The following is a 25118-nucleotide window of genomic DNA, read 5'->3' on the forward strand; positions in this document are numbered from 1 at the left end:
ATGGCCGCCGGTCAGGTCGAGGCCGCCGAGCGTGGTGCGACCCGGATCGCCGACCGGGTCGTCGCGAAGATCGCCGCCCGGGCGGCGCGCGAGGCGCTCGGAGAGGTGCCCGAGGGTGGCAGGGCGCCGTATGCCACGGTGACGGTCCACCACGACACGGCACGGGTGCGCGTCGTCCTCGAACTCGGCTACCCCTCCGACATCGGCGGCCAGTGCGGCGCGGTGCGGCGCCGTGTCGCACAGGGCGTACGGGGGCTGGCGGGGATGGAAGTGTCCGAGGTGGCGGTCCAGGTCGAGCGGCTGCACTCGGCGCAGGCGCTCCATGCGGAACGGGGGAAGGTCCGATGAGCGAACCCGACAGCCGTACGCAGCCGCTCCCCGTCGTCACACGCGCACAGGGGCATCCCGATCCGTCCGGTCCCCCCGGTCCTCCCGGACCCGGCCAGTCCCCGGCCGCCGGGATGCACGGCCCGGTACCGACCCTGGAGCAGGGCGGCGGCGGGAGGTCCGGACGCTTCTGGTCCGCCCGCCGGGTGCCGGCCGCGCTGGTCGCCCTGGCGGTGCTCGCCGGCACCGGTCCGCTGCTGTACGACATCGCGGCGGTACGGGCCGGCCACTCCGCGATGAAGTGGCGCCGCGAACTGGCGGACGGCCTCGCGACACGGCCCCTGGACGACGTGTGGGTGCTGGTCGGCGCGGGCGTCCTCGCGGCGCTCGGCCTGTGGCTGCTGCTTCTCGCCGTCACGCCCGGGCTGCGCGCGATTCTGCCCATGCGGCGTACGTCCGCCGACGTGCGGGCCGGACTCGACCGTCCCGCCGCCGCGACGATGCTGCGGGACCGGGCCATGGAGGTGTCCGGCGTGCAGTCCGCACGGGTACGGGTGGGGCGCTCCAAAGTGCGCGTGCGGGCCGTGTCCCACTTCCGTGAACTCGGCGAGGTACGGGCCGACTTGGACGCGGCGGTCGCGGCCGGCATCCAGCAGCTCGGACTCGCCCGGCAGCCGCGCCTGTCCGTGCGGGTCGGCCGGCCGGCAAGGAAGGGGTGACGAGGCGATGCCCAAGAAGGTCAACCGTGTCCTGCTCGGACTCGTGGGCCTGCTGCTGCTCGCCCTGGGCGGAGCGGTGCTCGCTGCCGGGACCGGTGCGTCCGTACCGTCGTGGTGGCCCTTCGACGGGCCCGACGACGTGCTGCTGAGCGAGGCCGACCGTACGCGGTGGCGGGACGCGGGATGGTGGTGGCCGGCCGTCATCGCGGCCCTCGCGCTGCTGGTCCTCTTCGCGCTGTGGTGGCTGCTCGCCCAGCTGCGCCGTGCCCGGCTCGCCGAAGTGCTGGTTGACAGCGGTGACGGCGAGGGCGCGGTGGTGCGGGGGCGGGCGCTGGAGAACGTGCTGGCGGACGAGGCGCAGACGCTGGACGGAGTGGAACGGGCACGCGTGACGCTGACGGGCCGGCGGCAGGCGCCCCGGGCGCGGGTCGCGCTGCGCCTTCCACCCCACGCGCAGCCGGCCGGGACGCTGTCGGGGTTCACGCAGGGGCCGCTGGCTCACGCGCGCGCTTCGGCGAGGCTGGATTCGCTGCCGGCGGAGGTCCGGCTGCGTGAGGTCAGGCACCGGGCGCGGCGGGTGAGCTGACACGGGCCCCCGGCCGCCGGAAGGACACCCCGGTGTCCTTCCGGCGGCCGGGGACGCGCTCACCGGAGGAGTCAGAAGCCGCGGCGGGCGCCGCCGTCGACCGGGAGCATGATGCCCGTCAGGTACGACGCGGCCGGGGACAGCAGGAACGCGGCAGCCTTGCCGAACTCAACCGGCGTGCCGTAACGGCCCAGCGGGATGCGCGACTCGTTGGCCGCGCGCGCCGCGTCGCTGTCGCCGGACAGGGCGTCCAGCTCGCGCACCCGGTCCGTGTCGATCCGGGCCGGCAGCAGGCCCACCACGCGGATGCCCCGCGGGCCCAGGTCGTCGGCGAGGGACTTCGCGAAGCCGGCCAACCCCGGCCGCAGACCGTTCGAGATGGTGAGGCCGGGGATCGGCTCGTGGACCGAGCCGGAAAGGACGAAGCCGATGACACCGCCCTCGGAGAGCTCGGCCGCCGCCGCGCGGGCCAGCCGTACCGCTCCGAGGAAGACGGAGTCGAAGGCCGCCTGCCACTGCTCGTCCGTGTTGTCGGCGGCGGAGCCCGGCGCCGGGCCGCCGACGCTGATGAGAATGCCGTCGAAGCGCCCGAAGTGCGCGCGGGCGGCCGCGATCAGACGCCCGGCCGCCGCGGGATCGGCGTTGTCCGCGGCGACCGCCACCGCGTTCGGGCCGAGCTCCGCGGCGGCGTCGGCGGCCGTCTTCGCGTCACGGCCGCTCACGACGACCTTCGCGCCTTCCTGGGTGAGCCTGCGCGCGGAGGCGAAGCCGAGCCCGCGACTGGCTCCGGTGACGACGTACACCCGGTCCTTCAGTTCAAGATCCATGGGGTCATCCTGCCGCCTCCGCACCGTCGAGGGCGAGCGCGGACCCCACCAGTCCGATATGACTGAACGCCTGGGGGAAGTTTCCGAGCTGCCGCCCGGAGACCGGGTCGTACTCCTCGGCGAGCAGCCCCACGTCGTTGCGCAGCGTCAGCAGCCGCTCGAAGAGCTCCCGGGACTCCTTCGTCCGGCCCGTCATCCGCAACGCGTCGACCAGCCAGAACGAGCAGGCCAGAAAGGTGCCCTCGTCGCCCGGCAGCCCGTCGACGCTGCGGCCGTCCGTGCTGTAGCGGCGGATGAAGCCGCCGTGGCCGAGCTCGGACTGCACCGCCTCGACCGTCCCGACGACCCGCGGATCGTCCGGCGGCAGGAAGCCGGTCCGGGGGATGAGGAGCGTGGCGGCGTCCAGTTCGGCGGAGCCGTACCACTGCGTGAAGGTGTTGCGCTCGGGGTCGTACCCCTTCTCGCAGACCTCCCGGTGCACCTCGTCGCGCATCGCCCGCCACCGGTCCGCGTCGCCGGGCAGCGTCGGGTCCTCCTCCAGGGCGCGCACGGCGCGGTCGGCCGCGACCCACGCCATCACCTTGGAGTGCACGAAGTGCCGGCGCGGCCCCCTGACCTCCCACAGGCCCTCGTCCGGCTCGCGCCAGTTGGACTCCAGGAAGCCGAGCAGGCTGAGCTGGAGGTTCCACGCCTGCGGCTTGGGGCGCAGGCCCGACGCTCTCGCCAGGTGGAGGGAGTCGATGACCTCGCCGTACACGTCGAGCTGGAGCTGATCGACGGCCGCGTTGCCGGTGCGGACGGGCCTGGACCCCTCGTACCCGCCCAGCCACGGCAGGTCCGTCTCGGGAAGCCGGCGCTCACCGGCGAGCCCGTACATGATCTGCAGGTCGGCCGGGTCGCCCGCGACCGCCCGCAGCAGCCAGTCGCGCCAGGCCCCGGCCTCTTCGGTGTAGCCGGCGGCGACGAGCGCGCCGAGGGTGAGGGTGGAGTCGCGCAGCCAGCAGTAGCGGTAGTCCCAGTTGCGTACGCCGCCGATCTCCTCCGGGAGCGAGGTGGTGGGGGCGGCGACGATGCCGCCGGTCGGGGCGTACGTGAGTGCCTTGAGGGTGATGAGGGAGCGCAGCACGGCTTCGCGGTACGGGCCTTCGTACCGGCAGTGGGCGGCCCACTCCTCCCAGTCGTGGAGGCTGTGCTCCAGGCCCTCGTACGGGTCGATGAATTCGGGCTGCGGCTCGTGCGACGGGTGCCACGTCATGACGAACGCCACCTTCTCGCCCTCGGCGACGGTGAACGACGAGTAGGTGGTGTACTGCTGGCCCCAGGTCTTCACCCGGTCCGTGGCGTCGCAGCGCAGCCAGACGGAGTCGGGACCCGCGATGGCCACCCGGTGGCCGTTCGTGCGGCGCATCCACGGCACGATGTTGCCGTAGTCGAAGCGCAGCCGGAGCGTGGAGCGCATCGACACCGCGCCCGAAAGGCCCTCGACGATCCGTACGACATCGGGGGCCCGGTCGCGCTGCGGCATGAAGTCGGTGACCTTGACCGTGCCGGAGCTGGTCTCCCAGACCGACTCCAGGATGAGGCTGTTCCCCCGGTAGGACCGGCGCGTGCAGGAGCCCCCGCCGGACGGGGCGATGCGCCAGTGCCCGTTCTCCTCGTCACCGAGCAGCGCGGCGAAGCAGGCGGCCGAGTCGAAGCGGGGCAGGCAGAGCCAGTCGATGGAACCGTCTCTGCCGACCAGTGCCGCGGTCTGCAGGTCCCCGATGAGCGCGTAGTCCTCGATGAGTTGGGTCACGCCCACTCGTGTTCCCACGGCGGGACGGCGTTAAGCCGTATCCGGGGGAACGGCGGACGCCGGCTCAGGCGTCGGCGCTGGCCGGCTCGGCCGGTGTCCCCTCGCCGGACCCGCCTGTCCCGCCCGCCCCGCCGGATTCGGCGGCCTGTGCGCGGTCGCGCAGTTCGCGGCGTACGAGAACGACCCAGCCGACCGGCACCGCGGCGGTGAACAGCCACCACTGGACGGCGTACGCCATGTGCGGGCCGATGGAGTCGGCGTCGGGCTCGGGCACGAGCTGCGGCTTCGGACCGGCCGGGACGGGCTCGGTCTGCTCGATGTACCCGCCGAGGACGGGCCGCGAGAGCGTCTTCGCCTGCTGCTCGCTGTTGATCAGCATGACCTGGCGGGGCGGCAGGCCGCTCAGGTCCTTGATGCCGCTGCCCGCCGTCGTCTCGTCGGCCTTGAGGCGCCCGGTGACGGTGACCTCGCCCTTGGGGACGGCCGGGATCTCGGGGAACGCCTGCTGGTCGGCGCCGAAGGGGACCCAGCCGCGGTTGACGAGGACGGCGCGGCCGTCGTCCATGACCAGCGGGGTGAGGACGTGGAAGCCGACCTGGTCGTCGGCGTCGGTCCTGCGGCGCACGACGACTTCGTGCGCGGTGTCGTACGTACCGGTGGCGGTCACCCGGCGCCAGTAGTCGGCGCGCGGAACGTCGTGCCCGGGGGAGGTGATGTCACCGACGGGCAGGGGCTTCGCCCTGAGGTTGCCCGAGATCAGTTCGTTCTGCGCGACCCGGTGCTCGTGACGGTGCAGCTGCCAGAATCCCAGTTCCACCATGGTGGGGATGAGGGCGAGCATCAGGAGGGTGAGGATCACCCACTGCCGGGACAACAGGAAGCGGTACACGTCCTTGACGTTACCTGGCGCGCGGTGCTCCCCGGCGGGTGGGTCACCCGCCGGGGGCGAGCCCCGGATGTGCGCCGCGGCGCCGGACCCGGGCGTCAGACCTTGTCGACGATGCCCACCTTCCCCTCCGCGCGCGCACAGTGCGCGCTGCAGAACCAGCGGCCCTCGGCCTCCACGCCCTGGCCGATGATCTGGACCCGGCAGTGTTCGCAGATCGGCGCCATCCGGTGGATGGCGCAGGAGAAGCAGTCGAAGACGTGCACCGCGCCCTGCGCGTGCACCTCGAAGGACATGCCGTAGTCGTTTCCGCATACCTCGCAACGTGCCATGCGCCACAGGGTGGGACGCCGGGCGGCGACTGGGCGAGCGGTCGGCGGGCGAGTCGCCTGCCAATCACCCGTCTGCCGGGACCTGCCCGTGCCGCGGGGCCTGCCCCTCGGCCGCGACCACGTCCCGCAGCAGCTGGGTGAAGGCGGCCTCGTCGACGACGGGGGTGCCGAACGCCTTGGCCTTGACCGTCTTGGAGGTGGCCGAGTCGGGATCGTTGGTGACGAGCAGACTGGTGAGCCGGGAGACGCTCGTCGCGATGTGCAGCCCCGCCTCGACCGCCCGGTCCTCCAGCAGCTCGCGGTCCACGGACGTGTCACCCGAGAACGCCACCCGCATGCCCTGCCGGAGCAGCTTGCCCGGCTCGTACCGCCCGGGGTTCGGGTAGGGGCAGGCCGGACGCTTGCGCGACGGGCGCCAGCTGCTCGCGCCGCCCGCTCCCCGGTACGACGGCTGGTAGCCGGCCCGGGGGGCCGGGGGCGAGTCCGACCACTCGGTGAGCGGCCGGCATTCGAGCAGCGGCAGCCGCACCCCGTCTCGCGCCGCCGCGCGCAGGCTCGGGCGGAACGCCTCGGCGAGCACGCGTGCGTCGTCGAGGGCGTGGTGCGCCCGCTGCTGTACGACGCCGAAGTGCGCGGCCAGGGACTCCAGCTTGTGGTTGGGCAGGGGGAGCCGGAGCTCCTTGGAGAGCGCGATGGTGCACAGCCGCTGCTGGACGGGCGCGGTGCGCTCGGCGCGCGCGTACTCCCGGGCGATCATCGACCAGTCGAACATCGCGTTGTGCGCGACGAGCACCCGGCCGTCGAGCCGCTCGGACAGCTCGGCCGCGATGTCCGGGAACAGCGGGGCGTCCGCGAGCACGTCGCTGGTCAGCCCGTGGATCCAGACGGGGCCCGGGTCGCGCTCGGGGTTGACCAGCGTGTACCAGTGGTCCTCGACGTCCCCCCGGTAGTCCAGCCGGTAGACGGCAGCGGAGATTATCCGGTCGTCGCGCGCGAGTCCGGTGGTCTCCACGTCGACGACTGCGTACCCCTTCGGGTAGGCGGTCGGCCACGGCGCTGCTGTCGAGTGGTCTTCGAGCATGGTCATTGAGGATACGGGCCCCCGCTGACAGCCCCGGCCGCCCGGGTGCGCGGACCGCCGGTGGGGCGGGTCGGTACGCGTCCGGCGGCGGCGCGGGTGAGACCCTCCCCGGGTGACCGACCTGACGCATGACGAAGTCCACGGCGGGGGCCTCGGCTCCCGGCTGAACTGGCTGCGCGCCGGGGTGCTGGGGGCCAACGACGGCGTCGTCTCCACCGCCGGCATCGTCGTCGGCGTCGCCGGGGCGACCGACGAGCGGTCCGCGCTCCTGACGGCGGGCCTCGCGGGACTGCTGGCCGGGTCGATGTCGATGGCGACGGGGGAGTACGTATCGGTGTCGACGCAGCGCGACTCGGAGGAGGCGGCGCTGGCCGAGGAGAGGCGCGAACTGCGGGAGGAACCGGAGGCGGAGCTGGACGAACTCACCCGGATGCTGGCGGCGCGAGGCCTGTCCGAGGACGTGGCGCGCGAAGCCGCCCAGCAGCTCACCGAACGCGACGCGTTGCGCGCGCACGCGCGCGTGGAACTCGGAATCGACCCCGAGGACCTCACGAACCCCTGGCACGCGGCGGGCGCCAGCTTCATCGCCTTCACGGTGGGCGCGCTGCTCCCCCTCCTGGCGATCGTCCTCCCGCCGGCGTCCTGGCGCCTTCCGGTCACGGTCGTCTCGGTGCTGATCGCCCTGGCCCTGACCGGCTGGGGCAGCGCCAGGCTGGGCGCGGCGCCGTCCCGCCCGGCGGTGCTGCGGAACATGGCGGGCGGCGCGCTGGCGATGGCGGTGACGCACGGGGCGGGGCTGCTGCTGGGGGCGGCGGGGGTCTAGTGGTGGCGGACGAGCCGCTCCGGTGGGAAGAGGGCCGCTCCGCGCACGGTGGTGCCCGGACACGGGCGGACGGTGAGGTTCTCCGGACCCGCGCCGGCCGGAATGACACCGACGCCCGCCGTTTCCCGGGCGAAGCCGAGACCCGGAGTACGCAGCGCGGGGAGGCCGGCGAGCGGTGCCGCCGAGAGGCCGTCGGTCTTCCGGCAGGGGAACAGCATCCGCGGCGGCAGCCCGCGCAAGGGGCCCGGGATCCCTCACCGACGGGCAGCCGTCCCTACCGGGCACGTACAGCCGCCGCAGCGCGGTCGGCGGGGACGGACCGCGCAGCCCGGCAGGATTCCGTACGCGCCTTCGAGGCGGACCTGCTGACAAGCCGTCTCACATACTTGTCGGTAACAACCCCTAGCCGGGCGCTCCGCACCACCTCTATCGTGCGGGCATGCCGAACCTGCCCGATGTCGTGCTGTGGTCGATACCGGCCTTCGTCCTGCTCACCGTCGTCGAGATCGTGAGCTACCGCCTGCATCCCGACGAGGACGCCGCCGGTTACGCCACCAAGGACGCCGTCACCAGCGTCAGCATGGGGCTCGGCAGCATCGCGTTCGACTTCCTCTGGAAGATCCCGATCGTCGCGATCTACACGGCGGTGTACGAACTGACGCCCGCCCGCGTCCCCCTCCTGTGGTGGACGGTCCCGCTGATGCTGCTCGCCCAGGACTTCTTCTACTACTGGTCCCACTGGGGCCACCACGTCGTCCGCATCCTGTGGGCCTGCCACGTCGTCCACCACTCCAGCCGCAAGTTCAACTTCACCACCGCCCTGCGCCAGCCCTGGACGAGTCTCACCGTCTGGCCGTTCCACCTGCCGCTGATCGCGTGCGGCGTGCACCCGGCCGCGCTCGCGTTCTGCTCGTCCGCGAACCTCGTCTACCAGTTCTGGGTGCACACCGAGCGGGTCGGCACGCTGCCGCGTCCCTTCGAGTACGTCCTGAACACGCCGTCCCACCACCGCGTCCACCACGCCTCCCAGGGCGGCTACCTGGACCGGAACTTCGGCGGCATCCTGATCGTCTGGGACCGGCTCTTCGGCTCTTTCGCGGCCGAGACCGAGCGGCCCGTCTACGGCCTGACCAAGAACATCGAGACCTACAACCCGCTGCGCGTCGCGACCCACGAGTACGCCGCCATCGCCCGCGACGTACGGGCGGCGGCCACCTGGCGCGAGCGCGCGGGCCGGGTCTTCGGCGGCCCCGGCTGGCAGCCCCGTCCGGCGGAGCCGGCCGTGACCGGGCAGGCGCGGGAAACCGCTGCGTGAGCGCCGGTACGGGCGTCGCCGGAACGGGTTCCCGCGCGGGCGACGGGGCGGCCCCGGACCGGCGCGCGGTGTGGGCCCGGGGGCTCCTGGCCGCCTTCGCCGGCGCGGTCCTCGCCGACCTCGGCTCGCTCGTCGCCGGGGCGGGCACCGGCCACCTGATCGCCAAGCCGCTGCTGATGCCGCTGCTCGCGGCATACGCGGCCGTGCGCGGCGCACCGCGCACGCTGGTCGTCGCGCTGCTCCTCGGCTGGGGCGGCGACGTGTTCCTGCTGGCCGGGGCCGACCGGGCCTTCATGGCCGGCATGGGCTGCTTCGCCGCCGGACACGTCTGCTACCTCGTGCTGTTCCGGCGCGGCCGTACGTCCAGGGCGCTCGGCGCCGGGTACGCTGTCGCCCTCGTCGCCACCGTCGCCCTCCTGTGGCCGGGCCTCCCCGCCGAACTGCGCGTCCCGGTCGCCGGATACAGCCTGCTGCTCACCCTCATGGCGCTTCGCGCGAGCGGAACCGGCCTGTACGCCGGACTCGGCGGCGCGCTCTTCCTGCTCTCCGACACCCTCATCGCCACCGGCGTCGCCGGATGGCCGCAGCTGCCCGCCCCCGACTTCTGGGTCATGCTCACCTACACGGCCGCGCAGTACCTGCTGGTCACGGGTGTGCTGGGGCGTCAGGAAGCCCCGGCCGCCCCGTCGGCGCACCGGGAAGGCCGCACAAGCGTCTGAGCGCCAGGGGTCCGGACCGCGGGGGACAGCACGAGGCGGGCCGCCCGGTACCGAAGAGGACCGGGCGGCCCGCGCACTCGTGCCGCGTTCCTTACTTCTCGGTCACGGCGTCCAGCGCGTCGGCGATGCCGGCGCCGTAGTAGCCGTTGTAGTCCTTGCCGCCCTCACAGGTGGTGGCCTCGATCCAGTTGCCGGCCGCGTCGTAGACGTGGCTCGGGCAACCCGGGTTGTCGGCCTGCTTCTTGAGCAGGCGCTGGAGCTGCGCGGGGCTGGCCTTCGGGTGCGCACTCTTGAGGAGCGCGGCGACGCCCGCGACGTGCGGGGTGGCCATCGACGTGCCCTGCTTGTAGCCGTACCCGCCGCCCAGGACGGTCGACAGCACCCGGCCGTTGGCGTCCGGCGTGGCCGGGATCTGCCACTTGTCGCCGCCGGGGGCCGCGACGTCGGCGACGCCGTATCCGTAGCTGGAGAAGTACGACTTGACGTTCTTGACGCCCGTCGAGGTGACCGTCACGACACCGGGCAACTGGGTCGGCGCGTCCAGGCACTCGGACGGGTCGATGATCCGGTCAACGGCGGTGGTGTCGTTGGGGCTGGAGTCGTCGAGGATCTCGTCGGCCGACAGGTCGAAGTCCGAGTTGCCCGCCGCCGCGACGTTCAGGGCGCCCTTGCGCTCCGCGTACTTCGTGGCACGCGTCAGGGAGTCCAGCAGGGCCTTCTGGTCCGGGTCGTCCTTGCAGTTGAACATCCACGGGTCGACGTAATAGCTGTTGTTCGTCACGTCGATGTCGTGCTCGGCGGCCCAGACGAAGCCGCAGACGACCGCCTCGGTGAAGAAGAGGCTGGTGCCCGGCTCGCTGACCTTGATGCCCGCCAGCTTCACGCCCGGCGCGACACCGGCGACGCCGAGTCCGTTGCGCGGAGAGGCGATCGTACCGGCGACGTGCGTGCCGTGGTCGCTGCCGTCGGTGTACGGACGCCAGGCGCCCTCCGACGAATCCGCCACGCCGCCCACGCAGTTGGCCGACTGGGACTTGGAGAAGTTCGGCGCGAGATCCGGGTGGGTGTCGTCGACACCGGTGTCGATCACACCGACGGTGACGTCACGGCTGCCGTCGTTGACCTTGGCAGCCTTGTCCGCACCGATGGCGCGGATGTCCCACTGGTTGGCCTCCAGCGGTTCCTGACCGGGTGCCGCCGCCGCGGCGGCCTTCGCCGCCTCGGTCGCGGACAGCTTCTGCGTGGTGCCTTCCTCGGTGATCCCGACCGGCGTGAGCGGGGCGGTGCGGGTCGCGCCCGCCGAGGACACCCCCTTGGCCCTGCGAATCTGCTGGCCGAAGTCCGGATTCTGCGAGTGGACGACGATGACGCCTATCTGGTCGTACGCCTTCACCACGGTGCCGCCGGCCCTGGCTATCGCCCGCTTCACCGAAGCGCTCGCACCGTGACCGCCCTTGGTGTTGACCACGTACGACATCTTCGGCCCGGTGGCGGTCGCCGTCGCGGCGGGTTCGTCCAGCGGCGCGGCCGAAGCGGCCGTTCCGGGCAGGAAGCCGAGCGAAGCCGTGAGAGCCAGTCCGACGGGCAGCGCCAGTGCGCGCTGCCGTCTGGATCCCAGATGAGCCATGGGTTCTCCACATCATCCGTGAGAGCCGTCCCTCGCGCGGGTGCGCAGGGGCGGGTACATGACGAGTGAAGCTAGCGCTGATCACACGTGCGGATCAATGTGTTGGGAAAAGAAATGGCGGATGCCGAACCGAATCGTCATGCGATCCGTGCCGTTGTCAGGGGGACGGGCACCACCACTTCCCCCACCAGCGAGGTCACATTGACCATCCCAGCCGAACCCGCGTCGCGAGGAGAATCCGTGGCAACCGATGCACCACCGCCCCAGGGCGGCACGGGCCAGATCCGAACAGGGCACACGACACAAGAGTTCGTCGAGGTGCAGGAGAGTGCGGAGTTCGGCGAACTGCGCCGTTCCCACCGCTCCTTCGCCTTCCCCCTGACCATCGCCTTCATCGCCTGGTACCTGCTGTACGTCCTGCTGTCCAACTACGCGGGCGGCTTCATGGGTACCAAGGTCCTCGGCAACATCAACGTGGCTCTCGTCCTGGGCCTGGCCCAGTTCGTCACGACCTTCCTCATCGCCTGGTTCTACTCGCGTCACGCCGCCACACAGCTCGACCCGAAGTCCGAGGCCATCAAGTCCCGTATGGAGGGCGACGCATGAGCACCGCGCTGACCACGGCGGCCACGGTCCGGCTCGCCGCCGCCGGCGACGCCAGTGAGCACCGGCCGCTGATCATCACCCTCTTCGGCCTTTTCGTCGTCGCCACCCTTTTCATCACGGTATGGGCGGGCCGCCAGACCAAGAGCGCCTCCGACTTCTACGCCGGCGGCCGCCAGTTCACCGGTTTCCAGAACGGCCTCGCCATCTCCGGCGACTACATGTCCGCCGCGTCCTTCCTCGGCATCGCCGGTGCCATCGCCCTCTTCGGATACGACGGCTTCCTCTACTCCATCGGCTTCCTGGTCGCCTGGCTGGTCGCGCTGCTCCTCGTCGCCGAGCCGCTGCGCAACTCCGGCCGCTACACGATGGGCGACGTCCTCGCGTACCGCATGCGCCAGCGCCCCGTGCGCACCGCCGCGGGCACCTCCACCATCGTGGTGTCGATCTTCTACCTGCTCGCGCAGATGGCGGGCGCGGGCGTCCTGGTCTCGCTGCTCCTCGGCATCACCAGCGACGCCGGCAAGATCCTGATCGTCGCCCTCGTCGGCATCCTGATGATCGTGTACGTCACCATCGGCGGCATGAAGGGCACCACCTGGGTCCAGATGGTCAAGGCCGTCCTGCTCATCGCCGGCACCCTGCTGATCACTTTCCTGATCCTGCTGAAGTTCAACTTCAACCTCTCCGACCTGCTCGGCACGGCGGCCTCCAACAGCGGCAAGGGTTCGGCGTTCCTGGAGCCCGGCCTCAAGTACGGCGCCACCGGGACCTCCAAGCTCGACTTCATCTCGCTCGGCGTCGCCCTGGTCCTCGGCACCGCCGGCCTGCCGCACATCCTGATCCGCTTCTACACGGTTCCCACCGCCAAGGCCGCCCGTAAGTCCGTGAACTGGGCGATCGGCATCATCGGCGCCTTCTACCTGATGACCATCGTGCTCGGCTTCGGTGCCGCGGCCCTGCTCAAGCCCGGCGACATCATCGCCTCCAACAAGGCGGGCAACACGGCGGCCCCGCTGGCCGCCCTGGAGATCGGCGGCGGCGCCGGCTCGACCGGCGGCGCGATCCTGCTCGCCGTGATCTCGGCGGTCGCCTTCGCCACCATCCTCGCGGTGGTGGCGGGTCTCACCCTGGCGTCCTCGTCGTCGTTCGCGCACGACATCTACGCCAACGTCATCCGGCGCGGCAAGGCCACCGAGAAGGAAGAGGTGAGCGCCGCCCGCTGGGCGACCGTGGCCATCGGCGTCGTCTCCATCGCGCTGGGCGCGCTCGCCCGCGACCTGAACGTGGCCGGTCTGGTCGCCCTCGCCTTCGCGGTCGCGGCGTCCGCCAACCTGCCGACGATCCTCTACAGCCTGTTCTGGAAGAAGTTCACGACGCAGGGCGCCCTGTGGTCCATCTACGGCGGTCTGACCGCGTCCGTGGGCCTCGTGCTGTTCTCGCCGGTCGTCTCCTCCAAGCCCACCTCGATGTTCCCGGGCGTGGACTTCGCCTGGTTCCCGCTGGAGAACCCCGGGCTGATCTCGATCCCGCTCGGCTTCCTGCTCGGCTGGGTCGGGTCCGTCCTGTCCAAGGACGAGCCGGACAAGGGCAAGTACGCGGAGCTGGAGGTCAAGTCGCTCACCGGCATCGGCGCGCACTGAGCGCACCGGCAGCCCTTTTCCCACAGCTGTGCCCCGTGGCCGCGTCGTAGAGTCGTACGACGCGGCCACACCGCTCCTCGTGGTATCGGGCCCCTCGTGTTGTCAGAGGTGTCGCGTAGGCTCGACAGCGTTCGAGACAGACGAATTCCGGATCGGGGAGGGGGCCGAGGATGCTTATCGACACTTATGGCCGTGTTGCCACTGACCTGCGTGTTTCGCTCACCGACCGCTGCAATCTGCGCTGTACGTACTGCATGCCCGAAGAAGGTCTGCAGTGGCTGGCCAAGCCGGACCTGCTCACGGACGACGAGATCGTGCGGCTCATCGGCATCGCCGTGACCGGCCTCGGGGTGACCGAGGTGCGCTTCACCGGCGGAGAGCCGCTCCTGCGGCCCGGACTGGTGGGGATAGTGGAGCGCTGCGCCGCACTCGCGCCGCGCCCCAAGATGTCCCTCACCACCAACGGCATCGGCCTCAAGCGCACCGCCACCGCACTCAAGGCGGCCGGTCTGGACCGGGTCAACGTCTCGCTCGACACCCTGCGCCCCGACGTCTTCAAGACCCTGACCCGCCGCGACCGCCACCACGACGTCATCGACGGCATGGCGGCCGCCCGGGACGCGGGCCTGGCCCCGGTCAAGGTCAACGCCGTGCTGATGCCCGGACTCAATGACGACGAGGCCCCCGACCTGCTCGCCTGGGCCGTCGAGAACGACTACGAGATGCGCTTCATCGAGCAGATGCCGCTCGACGCACAGCACGGCTGGAAGCGCGACGGAATGATCACCGCCGGTGACATCCTGGAGTCCCTGCGTACGCGCTTCACGCTCACCGCGGAGGGCGAGGACGAACGGGGCTCGGCTCCGGCCGAGCGCTGGATCGTCGACGGCGGCCCCCACCGCGTCGGCGTCATCGCCTCCGTGACGCGACCGTTCTGCCGGGCCTGCGACCGGACCAGGCTCACCGCCGACGGTCAGGTGCGCACGTGCCTGTTCGCCCGCGAGGAGTCGGACCTGCGCGGCGCCCTGCGCTCCGGCGCCCCGGACGAGGAGGTGGCCCGGCTCTGGAAGCTGGCGATGTGGGGCAAGAAGGCGGGCTCCGGTCTCGACGACCCGTCCTTCCTCCAGCCCGACCGCCCGATGTCAGCCATCGGAGGCTGAAGCGTTCACCGGTCGCCCCCGGCGGCGGGCTCCTCCCACTCCTCCAGCGTCACGACGTCCTTCAGGAAGCCGCGTACGCCGAGGAACTGGGAGAGGTGCTCACGGTGCTCGTCGCACGCGAGCCACGTCTTGCGGCGCTCCGGAGTGTGCAGCTTCGGGTTGTTCCAGGCGAGCACCCATACGGCGGCGGAGCGGCAGCCCTTGGCGGAGCAGACGGTGGCACCGGGGCCTGCCGAACCGGGGAAAAGAAGGGAATCAGGGGAGTTCACGCACTCAACCCTAGGTCAAAAAGGCGACGCCGAGCAGCCACGGGGGGAGCTGCCCGGCGTCGGTCCGTCACTCCGACGGGGGATGCGGAGCGCCTACGAAGTATGCCACGCGACACAGGGGGCGGTGCACCGGAACTTCATGATTGATCTGAGCTTTTACTGAGCTTCGAAGCCCGTCCGGAGTCAGCTCCGGTCGTGCTGCTCCTGCCCGCGGGCCCGGTCCGCCGCTTCCGGCGCGGGTTCCGCGTCGGCCGGTTCGGGAGGGGCCTCCAGGGCCGGCCGCACGGGCGTCGGAAGGTGGACCGAGGGCAAGGAAGAGGCGTTCTCCCGCCCCCCGTTGGCGATGACCACGGCGATGTACGGGAGGAGGAGCCCCAGTGCCAGGGCCACGACCGCGACGTGCCGCTCCACGTTCCACAAGGTCGCGGCCAGGATCACCGCGGCGGTCCGTACCAGCATCGAGATGACGTAACGGCGCTGGCGGCCGCGCACGTCGTCGGTCAGCCCCGGCCGGGCACCGGTGATCCGGAAGACCTCGACGCTGTTGTGCTTCCGCATCACGTTCCACCACCCGATTCCGCGCCGGTTGTTCCCTGACCGGACCCCATCCACGGTACGCCGATGCTCCGCCGCCTTCGAGAGCGGGGCGTACTCGGCCCGGACGCCCCGCCACCGGCGGGTCACGTATGGAGGTGTCCGACATGCGCCGTACGGGCGGTTGTCCGAAACTGGGCGAACATGCGCACACCGCGCCGCACGAGGAGGCGACATGAGTTGGTTGTGGGCGATCATCGTGGGTCTGGTCCTGGGTCTGCTCGCCAAGGCGATCATCCCGGGCAAGCAGCAGATCCCGCTGTGGTTGACGGTAATTTTCGGAATCCTCGGCAGCATCGTCGGCAACGCCGTCGCCGCCGGGATCGGCGTCGAGGACACCAGGGGAATCGACTGGATCCGGCACCTGCTCCAGCTGATCGGTGCCGTGGTGATCGTCGGACTCGGCGACATGCTCTGGGCGTCGATGAAGGGGAGGAAACAGCGGGCCTGAGTCCCTGAGTGAAGGTGCGCGGACGCGCGCCTGCGCGCACGGAAAAGCGGCCGGGCGTGGCATCACGCTCCCGGCCGCTTCTCGTCGCGCAAGTGACTCAGCCGACCGCGACCTCGATCGCCGCCAGGTTCTTCTTGCCGCGCCGCAGCACGAGCCAGCGGCCGTGCAGCAGGTCCTCGGGCGCCGGTACGGCATCCTCGTCGGCGACCTTGACGTTGTTCACGTAGGCCCCGCCCTCCTTGACCGTGCGGCGGGCCGCCGACTTGCTCGGCGCCAGCCCCACCTCCACGAACAGGTCCACGACGGATCCGAGCGCGGCGACCTTGGCGTGCGGCAGCTCGGACAGGGACGCGCCCAGCGTCGCCTCGTCGAGCCCGGCGAGCTCGCCCTGGCCGAACAGCGCCTTCGACGCCGCGATGACCGCCGCGCACTGCTCTTCGCCGTGCACCAGCGTCGTCAGCTCCTCGGCCAGCGCACGCTGGGCGGCACGGGCCTGCGGGCGCTCCTCGGTGAGCTTCTCCAGCTCCTCGAGCTGCTCACGGCTCTTGAAGCTGAGGATGCGCATGTACGAAGAGACGTCCCGGTCGTCCACGTTCAGCCAGAACTGGTAGAACGCGTACGGCGTCGTCATCTCCGGGTCGAGCCAGACGGCCCCGCTCTCGGACTTGCCGAACTTCGTTCCGTCCGCCTTGACCATCAGCGGCGTCGCCAGCGCGTGCACCTCGGCACCCGGCTCCAAGCGGTGGATCAGGTCGAGACCCGCGGTGAGGTTGCCCCACTGGTCGCTGCCGCCCTGCTGGAGCGTGCAGCCGTGGCGCCGGTAGAGCTCCAGGAAGTCCATGCCCTGGAGCAGCTGGTAGCTGAACTCCGTGTAGCTGATCCCCTGGTCGGACTCCAGCCGCCGGGCCACCGAGTCCTTGGCGAGCATCTTGCTCACCCGGAAGTGCTTGCCGATGTCCCGCAGGAACTCGATCGCGGACATCCCCGCGGTCCAGTCCAGGTTGTTGACCATGGTGGCCGCGTTCGGACCCTCGAAGGACAGGAAGGGCTCGATCTGGGCGCGCAGCCGCGTCACCCAGTTCGCGACCGTCTCCGGGTCGTTCAGCGTGCGCTCGGCGGTCGGCCGCGGGTCACCGATCTGACCGGTGGCCCCGCCCACCAGGGCGATCGGCCGGTGCCCGGCCTGCTGGAGCCTGCGGACGGTGAGGACCTGCACGAGGTGCCCCACATGCAGGCTCGCCGCCGTCGGGTCGAAGCCGCAATAGAAGGTGACCGGACCGTCCGCGAGCGCCTTGCGCAGTGCGTCCTGGTCAGTGGACTGGGCGAACAGCCCGCGCCACTTCAGGTCGTCGACGATGTCCGTCACGGTCTTGTCTCTCCTCGAACGTGCTTCGATGCTTCATCGGTGTCGATGCGGGTTGCTTCCGGCCAGTGTATGGGCGTCACACGCCCCGGCTGACCGAGCTCATGTTGAAGTCCGGGACGCGCAGCGCCGGCATCGCGGCCCGGGTGAACCAGTCGCCCCACTCGCGCGGCAGCGTCTTCTCACTGCGCCCGGCCTCGGCGGTCCGCGACAGCAGGTCGACCGGCGACTCGTTGAACCGGAAGTTGTTCACCTCGCCGGTGACCTCGCCGTTCTCGACGAGATAGACGCCGTCCCGGGTCAGCCCGGTCAGCAGCAGCGTCGCCGGGTCGACCTCGCGGATGTACCAGAGACAGGTGAGCAGCAGGCCGCGCTCGGTGTCCGCGACCATCTCCTCCAGCGAACGCCCGCCCCCGCCGTCCAGGATCAGGTTGCCGATCGCCGGGGCCACCGGCAGCCCGGTCAGCCCCGCGCTGTGCCGGGTCGTGACCAGGTGCTCCAGCCGCCCGTCCCGCATCCAGTCCGTGGCGGTCAGCGGCAGCCCGTTGTCGAAGACCGACGAGTCGTCCCCGGAGGTGTGCGCGACGACGAAGGGCGCCGATTCCAGGCCCGGCTCGTTCGGGTCGCTGCGCAGCGTCAGGGGCAGCTCGGACAGCGTCTCGCCGACCCTGGTCCCCCCGCCCGGCCTGCTGAACACCGTCCGGCCCTCCGCCGCGTCCCGGGCCGCCGCCGACCACAGCTGGTAGATCAGCAGGTCGGCGACGGCGGTCGGCGGCAGCAGCGTCTCGTACCGCCCGGCCGGGAGGTCGATCCGGCGCTCGGCCCAGCCGAGGCGTTTGGCCAGCTCGGCGTCGACGACGGCCGGATCCACGTCCTTGAAGTCCCGCGTGGAGTACCCGGCCCAGGCCGAGCGCGTACGGTCCGGCGACTTGGCGTTGATCTCCAGCGTGCCGTTGGGTTGATCGTGACGCAGGCGCAGACCCGTCGACGTACCGAGATAGGTGGAGGTCACCTCGTGGTTCGCGAAGCCGTACAGCTCACGGCCGCCGGCCCGGGCGCGGGCGAAGGCCTCGCCGAGCGCGGGCGCGAAGTCGGCGAAGACACCGGACGAGGTCTCGGCGGGCGCGTCCGTGAAGTCGGGGGAGGCGGGCACCCCGGAGACCAGCGGCTGGGCGTCCTCGGCGGGGCCGGCGGCGCGCGCGGCGGCCTCGGCGGCCCGTACCAGAGGCTCCAGCTCGTCGGTGGTGACGGCCGACCGCGACACCACACCGGACGCCGTCCCCCGCGCCCCGTCGACGGTCGCGATCACGGTGAGGGTGCGCCCGCGCGTGACGCCGTTCGTGGTGAGCGCGTTGCCCGCCCAGCGCAGATTGGCGGAGGAGTTCTCGTCGGCGATGACCACGCAGCCGTCGGCCGTGGAAAGCTCCAGAGCCCGCTCGACGGTCTCGTACGGCTTGACTGTGCGGCTCATCGGCCGGCCTCCTGCGTGGTGTTCAAGATGGTGACGTCGCGGAACAGGGCCGAGGGGCAGCCGTGCGAGACGGCCGCGACCTGGCCCGGCTGGGCCTTGCCGCAGTTGAAGGCACCGCCGAGCACATACGTCTGCGGGCCGCCGACCTTCTCCATCGAGCCCCAGAAGTCGGTGGTCGTCGCCTGGTACGCCACGTCGCGCAGCTGGCCCGCGAGCCGGCCGTTCTCGATCCGGAAGAAGCGCTGTCCGGTGAACTGGAAGTTGTAGCGCTGCATGTCGATCGACCAGGAGCGGTCGCCGACGACGTAGATGCCGCGCTCGACCCCGCCGATCAGGTCCTCGGTCGAAAGGCCCCCCGGATCCGGTCGAAGCGACACGTTCGCCATGCGCTGCACCGGCACATGGGCGGGGGAGTCGGCGTAGGCGCAGCCGTTCGACCGTCCCAGGCCCGTCAGCTTCGCGATGCGCCGATCCAGCTGGTAGCCGGTGAGCGTCCCGTCCTTGATCAGGTCCCAGGACTGCGCCTCGACGCCCTCGTCGTCGTAGCCGACGGTCGCCAGCCCGTGCTCGGCGGTCCTGTCCCCCGTCACGTTCATGACCGGCGACCCGTACGCCAGCTTCCCGAGCTGGTCGAAGGTGGCGAAGGAGGTCCCGGCGTACGCCGCCTCGTAGCCCAGCGCCCGGTCCAGCTCGGTCGCGTGCCCGATCGACTCGTGGATGGTCAGCCACAGGTTCGAGGGGTCCACCACCAGGTCGTACGTACCCGCCTCGACGCTCGGCGCGCGCATCTTCTCGGTGAGCAGCGACGGGATCTCCGCCAGCTCGGCGTCCCAGTCCCAGCCGGTCCCCAGCAGGTACTCCCAGCCGCGCCCGGCCGGCGGCGCGATCGTCCGCATCGAGTCGAACTCGCCGGTCGCCGCGTCCACCGCGACCGCGGTCAGCTGCGGGTGCAGCCGCACCCGCTGCTGCGTGGTGACGGTGCCCGCCGTGTCCGCGTAGAACTTGTTCTCCTGGACGGTCAGCAGCGAGGCGTCCACGTGCGCGACGCCGTCGGCCGCCAGCAGCCGCGCGCTCCAGTCGGCGAGCAGCCCCGACTTCTCCCCGTCGGCCACGTCGAAGGGGTTGATCTCGTACGACGAGACCCACGTCCGGTCCGCGTGCACCGGCTCGTCCGCCAGCTCCACCCGCTCGTCGGACCCGGCCGCCCTGATCACCTTCGCCGACAGCTTCGCCATCGCCACCGCCTGGCCCGCGACCCGCGCGGCGGCGTCCATGCTCAGGTCCACCCCGGACGCGAACCCCCAGCTGCCGTCGTGCACCACCCGTACCGCGTACCCGAGGTCCGTGGTGTCGGAGGAACCCGACGGTTTGGCGTCGCGCAGCCGCCAGGACGCGCTGCGCACCCGCTCGAAGCGGAAATCGGCATGGTCGGCACCCAGCGCACGGGCGCGCGCAAGCGCCGCGTCGGCGAGCGCGCGCAGCGGCAGCGCCGTGAACGCTTCGTCGATGGAATGAGGCACAGAGACTCCTGTCTTCGGGACCGGTTCCCAAATCATGTCGCGCCCGGCCACCTGTTGCCCACCGCTTTCTGTAGGGATCCGACAGTGACTTCTCCGTGGTGCTGTCAGGCCCCGATTCTCCGTACGTGGCCCGGTACCGATAGTTTCGATCGGTACCAGACCGCTATCGAAAGGGTGATCCGTTGAGCCGCTCGGTTCTCGTCACCGGAGGAAACCGGGGCATCGGCCTCGCCATCGCCCGCGCTTTCGCCGAAGCAGGCGACAAGGTCGCGTTCACGTACCGTTCCGGCGAACCGCCGGCCGCCCTCGCCGAACTCGGCTGCCTCGCCGTCAGGTGCGACATCACCGACACCGAGCAGGTGGAGCAGACCTACAAGGAAATCGAGGAGAAGCACGGCCCCGTGGAGGTGCTGGTGGCCAACGCCGGCGTCACCAGGGACCAGCTCCTCATGCGCATGTCCGAGGAGGACTTCACGTCCGTACTCGACACCAACCTCACCGGCACCTTCCGGGTCGTCAAGCGCGCCAACCGCGGCATGCTGCGCGCCAAGAAGGGGAGGGTCGTGCTGATCTCCTCGGTCGTCGGGCTCCTCGGGTCGGCGGGCCAGGCGAACTACGCCGCCTCCAAGGCCGGTCTGGTCGGATTCGCGCGTTCCCTCGCCCGTGAGCTGGGCTCGCGCAACATCACCTTCAACGTCGTCGCGCCCGGGTTTGTCGACACCGACATGACCCAGGCGCTCAGCGACGAGCAGCGCCAGGGCATCGTCGCCCAGGTGCCGCTCGGCCGCTACGCGCAGCCGGAGGAGATCGCCGCCACGGTGAACTTCCTCGCCTCCGACGCCGCGTCGTACATCACTGGAGCCGTCATCCCGGTTGACGGCGGATTGGGCATGGGTCACTGATCACATGAGTGGAATCCTCGACGGCAAGCGCATCCTCGTCACGGGTGTGCTGATGGAGTCCTCCATCGCCTTCCACACCGCCAAGGTGGCCCAGGAACAGGGTGCCGAAGTCATCCTGACCGCCTTCCCCCGCCCCACGCTGACCGAGCGCATCGCGAAGAAGCTGCCGAAGCCGGCCAAGGTCATCGAGCTGGACGTGACCAACACCGAGCACCTCGACCGGCTCGAAGGCCTGGTCCGTGAGGAGCTCGGCGGCCTCGACGGCGTCGTGCACTCCATCGGCTTCGCCCCCCAGGACGCGCTCGGCGGCAACTTCCTCAACACGCCCTTCGAGTCCGTCGCCACCGCGATGCACGTCTCGGCGTTCTCGCTGAAGTCGCTCACCATGGCCTGCCGCCCCCTGATGGGCAGCGGCAGCTCGGTCGTCGGCCTCACCTTCGACGCCCAGTTCGCCTGGCCGCAGTACGACTGGATGGGTCCGGCCAAGGCCGCGCTGGAGGCCACCTCCCGCTACCTCGCCCGCGACCTGGGTCCGGACAACATCCGCTGCAACCTGATCTCCGCCGGACCGATCGGCTCCATGGCCGCCAAGTCCATCCCCGGCTTCTCGGAGCTGGCGGGCGTCTGGGACAACCGCTCCCCGCTGAAGTGGGACATGTCCGACCCGGAGCCGGCCGGCCGCGGCGTCGTCGCGCTGCTCTCCGACTGGTTCCCGATGACGACCGGCGAGATCATCCACGTCGACGGCGGCCTGCACGCGATCGGCGCGTAACCGCAGTCAGCTCTCACGAAGCCGCGCGACCGTCCGGCAGACGGCGCGCGGCTTCCGTGCGCCGCGGGTCGGTCCGGACGCGTACGCCGTCGAAGTCCGGCCCCCGGGGGCGCGTCGAGCGCCATCCGGGACGTCGCGCCGTCCGCCGTCGAAGACGGGTCGAGGGGGCTGCCGGGCAGGCCGTCGGCCACAAACACGTCGCGGTGCGGCCGGAGACGGGCGGCCACCGTCCACAGGACCTCGGAGTCCCGCGTGACGTCGACGTCCTCGTCGACGGCGACGACCGTCTTGAGGTACGGGTCCCGGCCGAGCGGCCCGAGTACGGTCTGCCGGGCCTGCCCCGGCCGGCTCGCGCGCCTCGCCACGTACGCGGGGAAGTGGGCGCCCGAGGTGGGGTGGTGGAGCGCCGTGGCCTCAGGGAAGCGGTCCGCCAGCCGCTGGGCCGTCCCTGACGCGCGCGGTACGCGGGCCGGGCCGAGGTGCTCGGCGGTGTTGCCGCCGACGACGTCCAGGAGGATCGCGTCCCGTCGGCGCGGGACCGGCTCCACGGCTCCACGGCTCCACGAGCGCCGCGACGGGCGCCACGGGCAGTTCCGTCCCCGCCACCACCACGCACTGCGCATCGGGCGAGTCGGCGTCGAGGAGGAGGCGGCGCACCCGCGAGACCGGCAGCCCGTCGGTCGCGCGTGATCCCCTCCCCGGGGCCGTCCCGGGGCCGCCCCGAGTCGAAAAGACCGGCGACTCCCCGCAGACTGAGGAAACCGGGACGTACCCGGCGCTCTGTGGGGAGGAGGTGGCGCATGTGTGCCCGTCGAACCGTCGAGCGGCAGCCGGCGTGCTGTCCTTGGTCGCCATGGCCGGACTGGCTGCCCCCGCCGTCGCCGAGCGCGCGGCGGACTCCGGGCAGGAGCCTGCGGAGAAGACCGCGCTCGTGCTTTCCGGCTCCACCTGCCGGACGGCCGTCGAGGGCTCCCGTGTCGTGGCGTACTGCCACAACCCGTACCCCGAGTCCGACCTGGTGCGCCTGCACATCGAGTGCGAACGCTGGTGGGACCTCGACGCGGACGGCACCCCCGTCGAGGTGGGCCCCGCGCAGACGGTGCGGCTGACCGACCGCTGCTGGAAGGAGGTCCGCGCGGCCTGGGTCAGCCACCACCGGATGTAGCCCCCTCCCGCGACCGCCCCCTGTCGCGCCCGGCCCGGCCCCTACCGCACCCGGTCCCCGAGGCACTTGAAGGAGTACCCCGCCGCCTCGGCGGCCGCCGTCTGGGCGTCCTGCGCGCGGATCGCCTCGATCAGCCGCCCGTGGTCCATGTGGTCCTCGGGGCGCAGCTCCTGCCCCACGTCGTCGCGCAGCCAGTCGCGCAGCAGGTCGCCGAGGTCGGCGTAGAGCCCGATGAGTACGTCGTTGTGCGAGGCGGCGACCACCGCCAGATGCAGCGTCGCGTCCGCGCGGACGAAGAGCTCCGCGTCGCCCGAGGCCCACGCCTCCTCGCGCCGCGCGAGCACCGCGTCCAGCTGCCGCACGTCCCGTTCGGTACGCCGCTCGGCGGCCAGCCGGGCCGCCGAGGACTCCAGGGTCGAGCGCAGCTCCGCGATGTGGCGGGGGTCGGCGTCCGCGAACCGGCGGTGCATGACGCCGGCCAGCTCGCTGGTGGCGATGACGTACGTACCGGAGCCCTGCCGGATGTCCAGCAGCCCGTTGTGCGCGAGCGCGCGCACCGCCTCGCGGACGGTGTTGCGGGCCACTCCCAGCTGTTCGACCAGCTCGGGCTCGGTCGGGATGCGCGAGCCCACGGGCCACTCGCCCGAGGTGATCTGGTTGCGCAGCTCGGTGATCACCTGGTCGGCCAGGGCCGAACGCCGGGGGGAGGTCAACGCCATGGTGCTCCTCGTTCGCGGTTCGCGCGGGATCCGGGGCGGGATCAGGGAAGTGGACAACCAATCATCCCATGATTCTATGATGGTTCCATGCCCGACGACGAGACCAGGACCCTGAGCCCCGCCGCCCCCACCGTTCCCACCGCACCGGCCGACCCCGCGGAGAGCCCCGCTTCCGTACCGTCCGTGCCGCGAGAACAGCGAAAGCGGCCGGTCTGGGTGACCCGGACCGTGATCCTCGGACTCGTCCTCGCCGCGCTCAATCTCCGCCCGGCCATCACCAGCCTCGGCCCGCTCCTCGAAGAGGTCCGCGCCGGACTCGGCATGAGCGGCAGCGTCGCGGGCCTCCTGACCTCCGTACCGCCGCTGTGCTTCGCGGTCTTCGGCCTCACCGCCCCGCGGCTCGCCCGCCGCTTCGGCCCCGGCGCGATCGTCTGCGCGGGCATGGCCGCCATCGCGGCCGGCCTGCTGATCCGCCCCTACCTGGGCGGTACGGCAGGATTCCTCGCGGCCAGCGCGCTCGCCCTCATGGGCATCGCGCTGAGCAACATCCTGATGCCGGTCATCGTCAAGCGCTGGTTCCCCGACCGCGTCGGCCAGATGACCGGGCTGTACTCGATGGCCCTCGCGCTCGGCACCGCGCTCGCCGCGGCCGCCACCGTGCCCCTGACCCAGGCGCTGGGCGGCAGTTGGCAGACCGGCCTCGCGGTGTGGGGCACCCTGGCCGCCGTCGCCGTACTGCCCTGGCTCGTCCTCACGCGCCACCCCAGCACCCGGGCGCCCCGGGAGCACACGGCCGCCCAGGAGCACGGCAGCGACCCCGCCCCCACCCTGAGCATCACCCGCAGCCGTACGGCATGGGCACTCGCCTGCTTCTTCGGCCTCCAGGCCACCGCCGCGTACATCACCATGGGCTGGATGCCGCAGATCTTCCGCGACGCGGGAGTCTCCGCGGGCACGGCCGGCGTGCTGCTCGCCGTCACCATGGCGATGGGCATCCCGCTCGCGTTCGTCATCCCCCGCGTCGCCTCCCGCATGCGCACCCAGGGCCCGATCGTCGCCGTCCTCGGCCTCTGCGGCCTCCTCGGTTACGCCGGTCTCTACCTCGCCCCCGCCTCCGGCGCCTGGGCGTGGGCCCTGCTGCTCGGCGTCTCCAACTGCGCCTTCCCGCTGGCCCTGACCATGATCGGAATGCGGGCGAAGAGCGGCGCGGGCGTCGTCCGCCTCTCCGCCTTCGCCCAGAGCACCGGTTACCTGATCTCGATCCCCGGACCGCTGCTGGTCGGCGTGCTCTACCAGCACAGCGGCAGCTGGGGCCTGCCGATCGCCCTGATGGCGGGCCTGATGGTGCCGCAGATCGTGGTCGGCACACTGGCCGGCCGCAACCGCACCATCGAGGAAGAGCTCCGCTGACCCGGTCGGATCCGGATGCGCAAAGGGTGCGAGACTGGC

At 71.6% G+C, this 25118-nt stretch carries 27 protein-coding genes and 1 pseudogene; 14 read left to right on the forward strand and 14 right to left on the reverse strand.

Translation table 11 applies throughout. The features are described 5' to 3' along the window. Genes BN1555_RS24945 through amaP form a run of 3 tightly spaced genes read left to right on the forward strand, consistent with a single transcriptional unit; the run spans position 1 to position 1632 of the window. Positions 1-348, forward strand: coding sequence for an Asp23/Gls24 family envelope stress response protein (locus BN1555_RS24945; protein ID WP_093801470.1), 348 nt, complete (start codon positions 1-3; stop codon positions 346-348). Beyond that, positions 345-1046: a DUF6286 domain-containing protein gene (locus tag BN1555_RS24950; protein WP_093801471.1), complete on the forward strand. Its 702-nt coding sequence runs from the start codon at positions 345-347 to the stop codon at positions 1044-1046. Before BN1555_RS24945 ends, BN1555_RS24950 begins: the two co-directional genes overlap by 4 nt. A 7-nt stretch (positions 1047-1053) precedes the next feature. Beyond that, entirely contained in the window at positions 1054-1632 is a 579-nt protein-coding gene (gene amaP / locus BN1555_RS24955) for an alkaline shock response membrane anchor protein AmaP (RefSeq protein ID WP_093801472.1), read from the forward strand. A gap of 71 nt (positions 1633-1703) precedes the next feature. Here amaP and BN1555_RS24960 read toward each other — a convergent pair whose 3' ends face one another. The 5 genes from BN1555_RS24960 to BN1555_RS24980 all read right to left on the reverse strand — a co-directional run bounded on the left by BN1555_RS24960 (position 1704) and on the right by BN1555_RS24980 (position 6559). Beyond that, positions 1704-2459: an SDR family oxidoreductase gene (locus tag BN1555_RS24960; protein WP_093801473.1), complete on the reverse strand. Its 756-nt coding sequence runs from the start codon at positions 2457-2459 to the stop codon at positions 1704-1706. Between the two features lie 4 nt (positions 2460-2463). Beyond that, positions 2464-4254 carry a glycoside hydrolase family 15 protein gene (locus BN1555_RS24965; protein WP_093801474.1) on the reverse strand — a complete coding sequence of 597 codons (1791 nt, stop codon included), beginning with the start codon at positions 4252-4254 and terminating at the stop codon, positions 2464-2466. A gap of 64 nt (positions 4255-4318) precedes the next feature. Then, positions 4319-5143, reverse strand: a complete 825-nt coding sequence (locus BN1555_RS24970) for an SURF1 family cytochrome oxidase biogenesis protein (protein WP_093801475.1) — start codon at positions 5141-5143, stop codon at positions 4319-4321. A 95-nt stretch (positions 5144-5238) separates the two neighbouring features. After that, complete coding sequence (locus BN1555_RS24975) at positions 5239-5472, reverse strand: hypothetical protein (RefSeq protein ID WP_093801476.1); 234 nt, start codon at positions 5470-5472, stop codon at positions 5239-5241. Between the two features lie 64 nt (positions 5473-5536). Further along, positions 5537-6559: a DEDDh family exonuclease gene (locus BN1555_RS24980; protein ID WP_093801477.1), complete on the reverse strand. Its 1023-nt coding sequence runs from the start codon at positions 6557-6559 to the stop codon at positions 5537-5539. Between the two features lie 106 nt (positions 6560-6665). On the opposite strand from BN1555_RS24980, the gene BN1555_RS24985 reads away from it, so the two are divergent. Continuing rightward, complete coding sequence (locus BN1555_RS24985) at positions 6666-7376, forward strand: VIT1/CCC1 transporter family protein (RefSeq protein WP_093801478.1); 711 nt, start codon at positions 6666-6668, stop codon at positions 7374-7376. Here the strand turns inward: BN1555_RS24985 and BN1555_RS24990 are convergent. Beyond that, a complete protein-coding gene (locus BN1555_RS24990; protein WP_141662884.1) occupies positions 7373-7615 on the reverse strand; it encodes a hypothetical protein in 243 nt (80 codons plus the stop codon). The genes BN1555_RS24985 and BN1555_RS24990 overlap by 4 nt on opposite strands. 200 nt (positions 7616-7815) lie before the next feature. Between BN1555_RS24990 and BN1555_RS24995 the strand changes: the two genes are divergently transcribed. Both BN1555_RS24995 and BN1555_RS25000 read left to right on the forward strand, forming a co-directional pair. After that, complete coding sequence (locus BN1555_RS24995; protein WP_093801480.1) at positions 7816-8691, forward strand: sterol desaturase family protein; 876 nt, start codon at positions 7816-7818, stop codon at positions 8689-8691. A 68-nt stretch (positions 8692-8759) separates the two neighbouring features. After that, entirely contained in the window at positions 8760-9410 is a 651-nt protein-coding gene (locus BN1555_RS25000) for a lysoplasmalogenase (RefSeq protein ID WP_093803625.1), read from the forward strand. A 91-nt stretch (positions 9411-9501) separates the two neighbouring features. Here the strand turns inward: BN1555_RS25000 and BN1555_RS25005 are convergent, their stop codons facing one another. Beyond that, positions 9502-11037, reverse strand: a complete 1536-nt coding sequence (locus tag BN1555_RS25005; RefSeq protein ID WP_093801481.1) for a S8 family peptidase — start codon at positions 11035-11037, stop codon at positions 9502-9504. 240 nt (positions 11038-11277) lie between these two features. Between BN1555_RS25005 and BN1555_RS25010 the strand changes: the two genes are divergently transcribed. The 3 genes from BN1555_RS25010 (at position 11278) to moaA (ending at position 14443) form a co-directional block, all read left to right on the forward strand. Then, positions 11278-11643, forward strand: coding sequence for a DUF485 domain-containing protein (locus BN1555_RS25010; protein ID WP_093801482.1), 366 nt, complete (start codon positions 11278-11280; stop codon positions 11641-11643). Then, on the forward strand, positions 11640-13283 hold the full coding sequence (locus BN1555_RS25015; protein ID WP_093801483.1) for a solute symporter family protein: 1644 nt from the start codon (positions 11640-11642) through the stop codon (positions 13281-13283). Before BN1555_RS25010 ends, BN1555_RS25015 begins: the two co-directional genes overlap by 4 nt. Before the next feature lie 170 nt (positions 13284-13453). Continuing rightward, a complete protein-coding gene (gene moaA / locus BN1555_RS25020; protein WP_093801484.1) occupies positions 13454-14443 on the forward strand; it encodes a GTP 3',8-cyclase MoaA in 990 nt (329 codons plus the stop codon). Between the two features lie 5 nt (positions 14444-14448). On the opposite strand, the gene BN1555_RS25025 is transcribed toward moaA, so the two are convergent. Beyond that, positions 14449-14712 carry a hypothetical protein gene (locus tag BN1555_RS25025; RefSeq protein WP_093801485.1) on the reverse strand — a complete coding sequence of 88 codons (264 nt, stop codon included), beginning with the start codon at positions 14710-14712 and terminating at the stop codon, positions 14449-14451. Between the two features lie 183 nt (positions 14713-14895). Next, on the reverse strand, positions 14896-15270 hold the full coding sequence (locus BN1555_RS25030) for a DUF3099 domain-containing protein (RefSeq protein WP_093801486.1): 375 nt from the start codon (positions 15268-15270) through the stop codon (positions 14896-14898). A gap of 211 nt (positions 15271-15481) precedes the next feature. Between BN1555_RS25030 and BN1555_RS25035 the strand changes: the two genes are divergently transcribed. Then, the gene (locus tag BN1555_RS25035; RefSeq protein ID WP_093801487.1) at positions 15482-15757 is read left to right on the forward strand and encodes a GlsB/YeaQ/YmgE family stress response membrane protein; all 276 of its coding nucleotides are present in this window, start codon (positions 15482-15484) and stop codon (positions 15755-15757) included. 97 nt (positions 15758-15854) lie between these two features. Here BN1555_RS25035 and tyrS read toward each other — a convergent pair whose 3' ends face one another. The 3 genes from tyrS to BN1555_RS25050 form a co-directional block, all read right to left on the reverse strand. Continuing rightward, the gene (tyrS, locus tag BN1555_RS25040; RefSeq protein WP_093801488.1) at positions 15855-17123 is read right to left on the reverse strand and encodes a tyrosine--tRNA ligase; all 1269 of its coding nucleotides are present in this window, start codon (positions 17121-17123) and stop codon (positions 15855-15857) included. Positions 17124-17199: 76 nt separating this feature from the next. Beyond that, positions 17200-18591 carry a metallopeptidase TldD-related protein gene (locus tag BN1555_RS25045; protein ID WP_093801489.1) on the reverse strand — a complete coding sequence of 464 codons (1392 nt, stop codon included), beginning with the start codon at positions 18589-18591 and terminating at the stop codon, positions 17200-17202. Then, complete coding sequence (locus tag BN1555_RS25050; RefSeq protein WP_093801490.1) at positions 18588-20111, reverse strand: TldD/PmbA family protein; 1524 nt, start codon at positions 20109-20111, stop codon at positions 18588-18590. The genes BN1555_RS25045 and BN1555_RS25050 overlap by 4 nt, the downstream gene beginning before the upstream one ends. A gap of 182 nt (positions 20112-20293) precedes the next feature. On the opposite strand from BN1555_RS25050, the gene fabG reads away from it, so the two are divergent. Together fabG and fabI are read left to right on the forward strand one after the other, a co-directional pair. Then, the gene (fabG, locus tag BN1555_RS25055) at positions 20294-21013 is read left to right on the forward strand and encodes a 3-oxoacyl-[acyl-carrier-protein] reductase (RefSeq protein ID WP_093801491.1); all 720 of its coding nucleotides are present in this window, start codon (positions 20294-20296) and stop codon (positions 21011-21013) included. Positions 21014-21017: 4 nt separating this feature from the next. Continuing rightward, a complete protein-coding gene (gene fabI / locus BN1555_RS25060; RefSeq protein WP_093801492.1) occupies positions 21018-21785 on the forward strand; it encodes an enoyl-ACP reductase FabI in 768 nt (255 codons plus the stop codon). A gap of 170 nt (positions 21786-21955) precedes the next feature. Here fabI and BN1555_RS40545 read toward each other — a convergent pair. Continuing rightward, positions 21956-22408: pseudogene (locus BN1555_RS40545) on the reverse strand (hypothetical protein); the annotation flags it as partial. 230 nt (positions 22409-22638) lie between these two features. Between BN1555_RS40545 and BN1555_RS25070 the strand changes: the two are divergent. After that, the gene (locus BN1555_RS25070) at positions 22639-22950 is read left to right on the forward strand and encodes a hypothetical protein (RefSeq protein ID WP_093803627.1); all 312 of its coding nucleotides are present in this window, start codon (positions 22639-22641) and stop codon (positions 22948-22950) included. Between the two features lie 41 nt (positions 22951-22991). On the opposite strand, the gene BN1555_RS25075 is transcribed toward BN1555_RS25070, so the two are convergent. Next, a complete protein-coding gene (locus tag BN1555_RS25075; RefSeq protein ID WP_093801493.1) occupies positions 22992-23669 on the reverse strand; it encodes a FadR/GntR family transcriptional regulator in 678 nt (225 codons plus the stop codon). 87 nt (positions 23670-23756) lie between these two features. On the opposite strand from BN1555_RS25075, the gene BN1555_RS25080 reads away from it, so the two are divergent. After that, positions 23757-25079, forward strand: a complete 1323-nt coding sequence (locus BN1555_RS25080; protein WP_093801494.1) for a CynX/NimT family MFS transporter — start codon at positions 23757-23759, stop codon at positions 25077-25079. Positions 25080-25118 lie beyond the last annotated feature (39 nt).

This window comes from Streptomyces sp. Wb2n-11 (genome assembly GCF_001049855.1).
GTDB lineage: Bacteria > Actinomycetota > Actinomycetes > Streptomycetales > Streptomycetaceae > Streptomyces > Streptomyces altiplanensis.

Excerpts from the sequence above, each read along its gene's own strand:
- BN1555_RS24945 (WP_093801470.1), top strand. The coding sequence starts at position 1 with ATGGCCGCCGGTCAGGTCGAGGCCGCCGAGCGTGGTGCGACCCGGATC.
- BN1555_RS24950 (WP_093801471.1), top strand. The coding sequence starts at position 345 with ATGAGCGAACCCGACAGCCGTACGCAGCCGCTCCCCGTCGTCACACGC.
- amaP (WP_093801472.1), top strand. The coding sequence starts at position 1,054 with ATGCCCAAGAAGGTCAACCGTGTCCTGCTCGGACTCGTGGGCCTGCTG.
- BN1555_RS24960 (WP_093801473.1), bottom strand. The coding sequence starts at position 2,459 with ATGGATCTTGAACTGAAGGACCGGGTGTACGTCGTCACCGGAGCCAGT.
- BN1555_RS24975 (WP_093801476.1), bottom strand. The coding sequence starts at position 5,472 with ATGGCACGTTGCGAGGTATGCGGAAACGACTACGGCATGTCCTTCGAG.
- BN1555_RS24980 (WP_093801477.1), bottom strand. The coding sequence starts at position 6,559 with ATGACCATGCTCGAAGACCACTCGACAGCAGCGCCGTGGCCGACCGCC.
- BN1555_RS24995 (WP_093801480.1), top strand. The coding sequence starts at position 7,816 with ATGCCGAACCTGCCCGATGTCGTGCTGTGGTCGATACCGGCCTTCGTC.
- BN1555_RS25005 (WP_093801481.1), bottom strand. The coding sequence starts at position 11,037 with ATGGCTCATCTGGGATCCAGACGGCAGCGCGCACTGGCGCTGCCCGTC.
- BN1555_RS25015 (WP_093801483.1), top strand. The coding sequence starts at position 11,640 with ATGAGCACCGCGCTGACCACGGCGGCCACGGTCCGGCTCGCCGCCGCC.
- moaA (WP_093801484.1), top strand. The coding sequence starts at position 13,454 with ATGCTTATCGACACTTATGGCCGTGTTGCCACTGACCTGCGTGTTTCG.
- BN1555_RS25030 (WP_093801486.1), bottom strand. The coding sequence starts at position 15,270 with ATGCGGAAGCACAACAGCGTCGAGGTCTTCCGGATCACCGGTGCCCGG.
- BN1555_RS25035 (WP_093801487.1), top strand. The coding sequence starts at position 15,482 with ATGAGTTGGTTGTGGGCGATCATCGTGGGTCTGGTCCTGGGTCTGCTC.
- BN1555_RS25045 (WP_093801489.1), bottom strand. The coding sequence starts at position 18,591 with ATGAGCCGCACAGTCAAGCCGTACGAGACCGTCGAGCGGGCTCTGGAG.
- fabI (WP_093801492.1), top strand. The coding sequence starts at position 21,018 with ATGAGTGGAATCCTCGACGGCAAGCGCATCCTCGTCACGGGTGTGCTG.
- BN1555_RS25070 (WP_093803627.1), top strand. The coding sequence starts at position 22,639 with ATGGCCGGACTGGCTGCCCCCGCCGTCGCCGAGCGCGCGGCGGACTCC.
- BN1555_RS25075 (WP_093801493.1), bottom strand. The coding sequence starts at position 23,669 with ATGGCGTTGACCTCCCCCCGGCGTTCGGCCCTGGCCGACCAGGTGATC.
- BN1555_RS25080 (WP_093801494.1), top strand. The coding sequence starts at position 23,757 with ATGCCCGACGACGAGACCAGGACCCTGAGCCCCGCCGCCCCCACCGTT.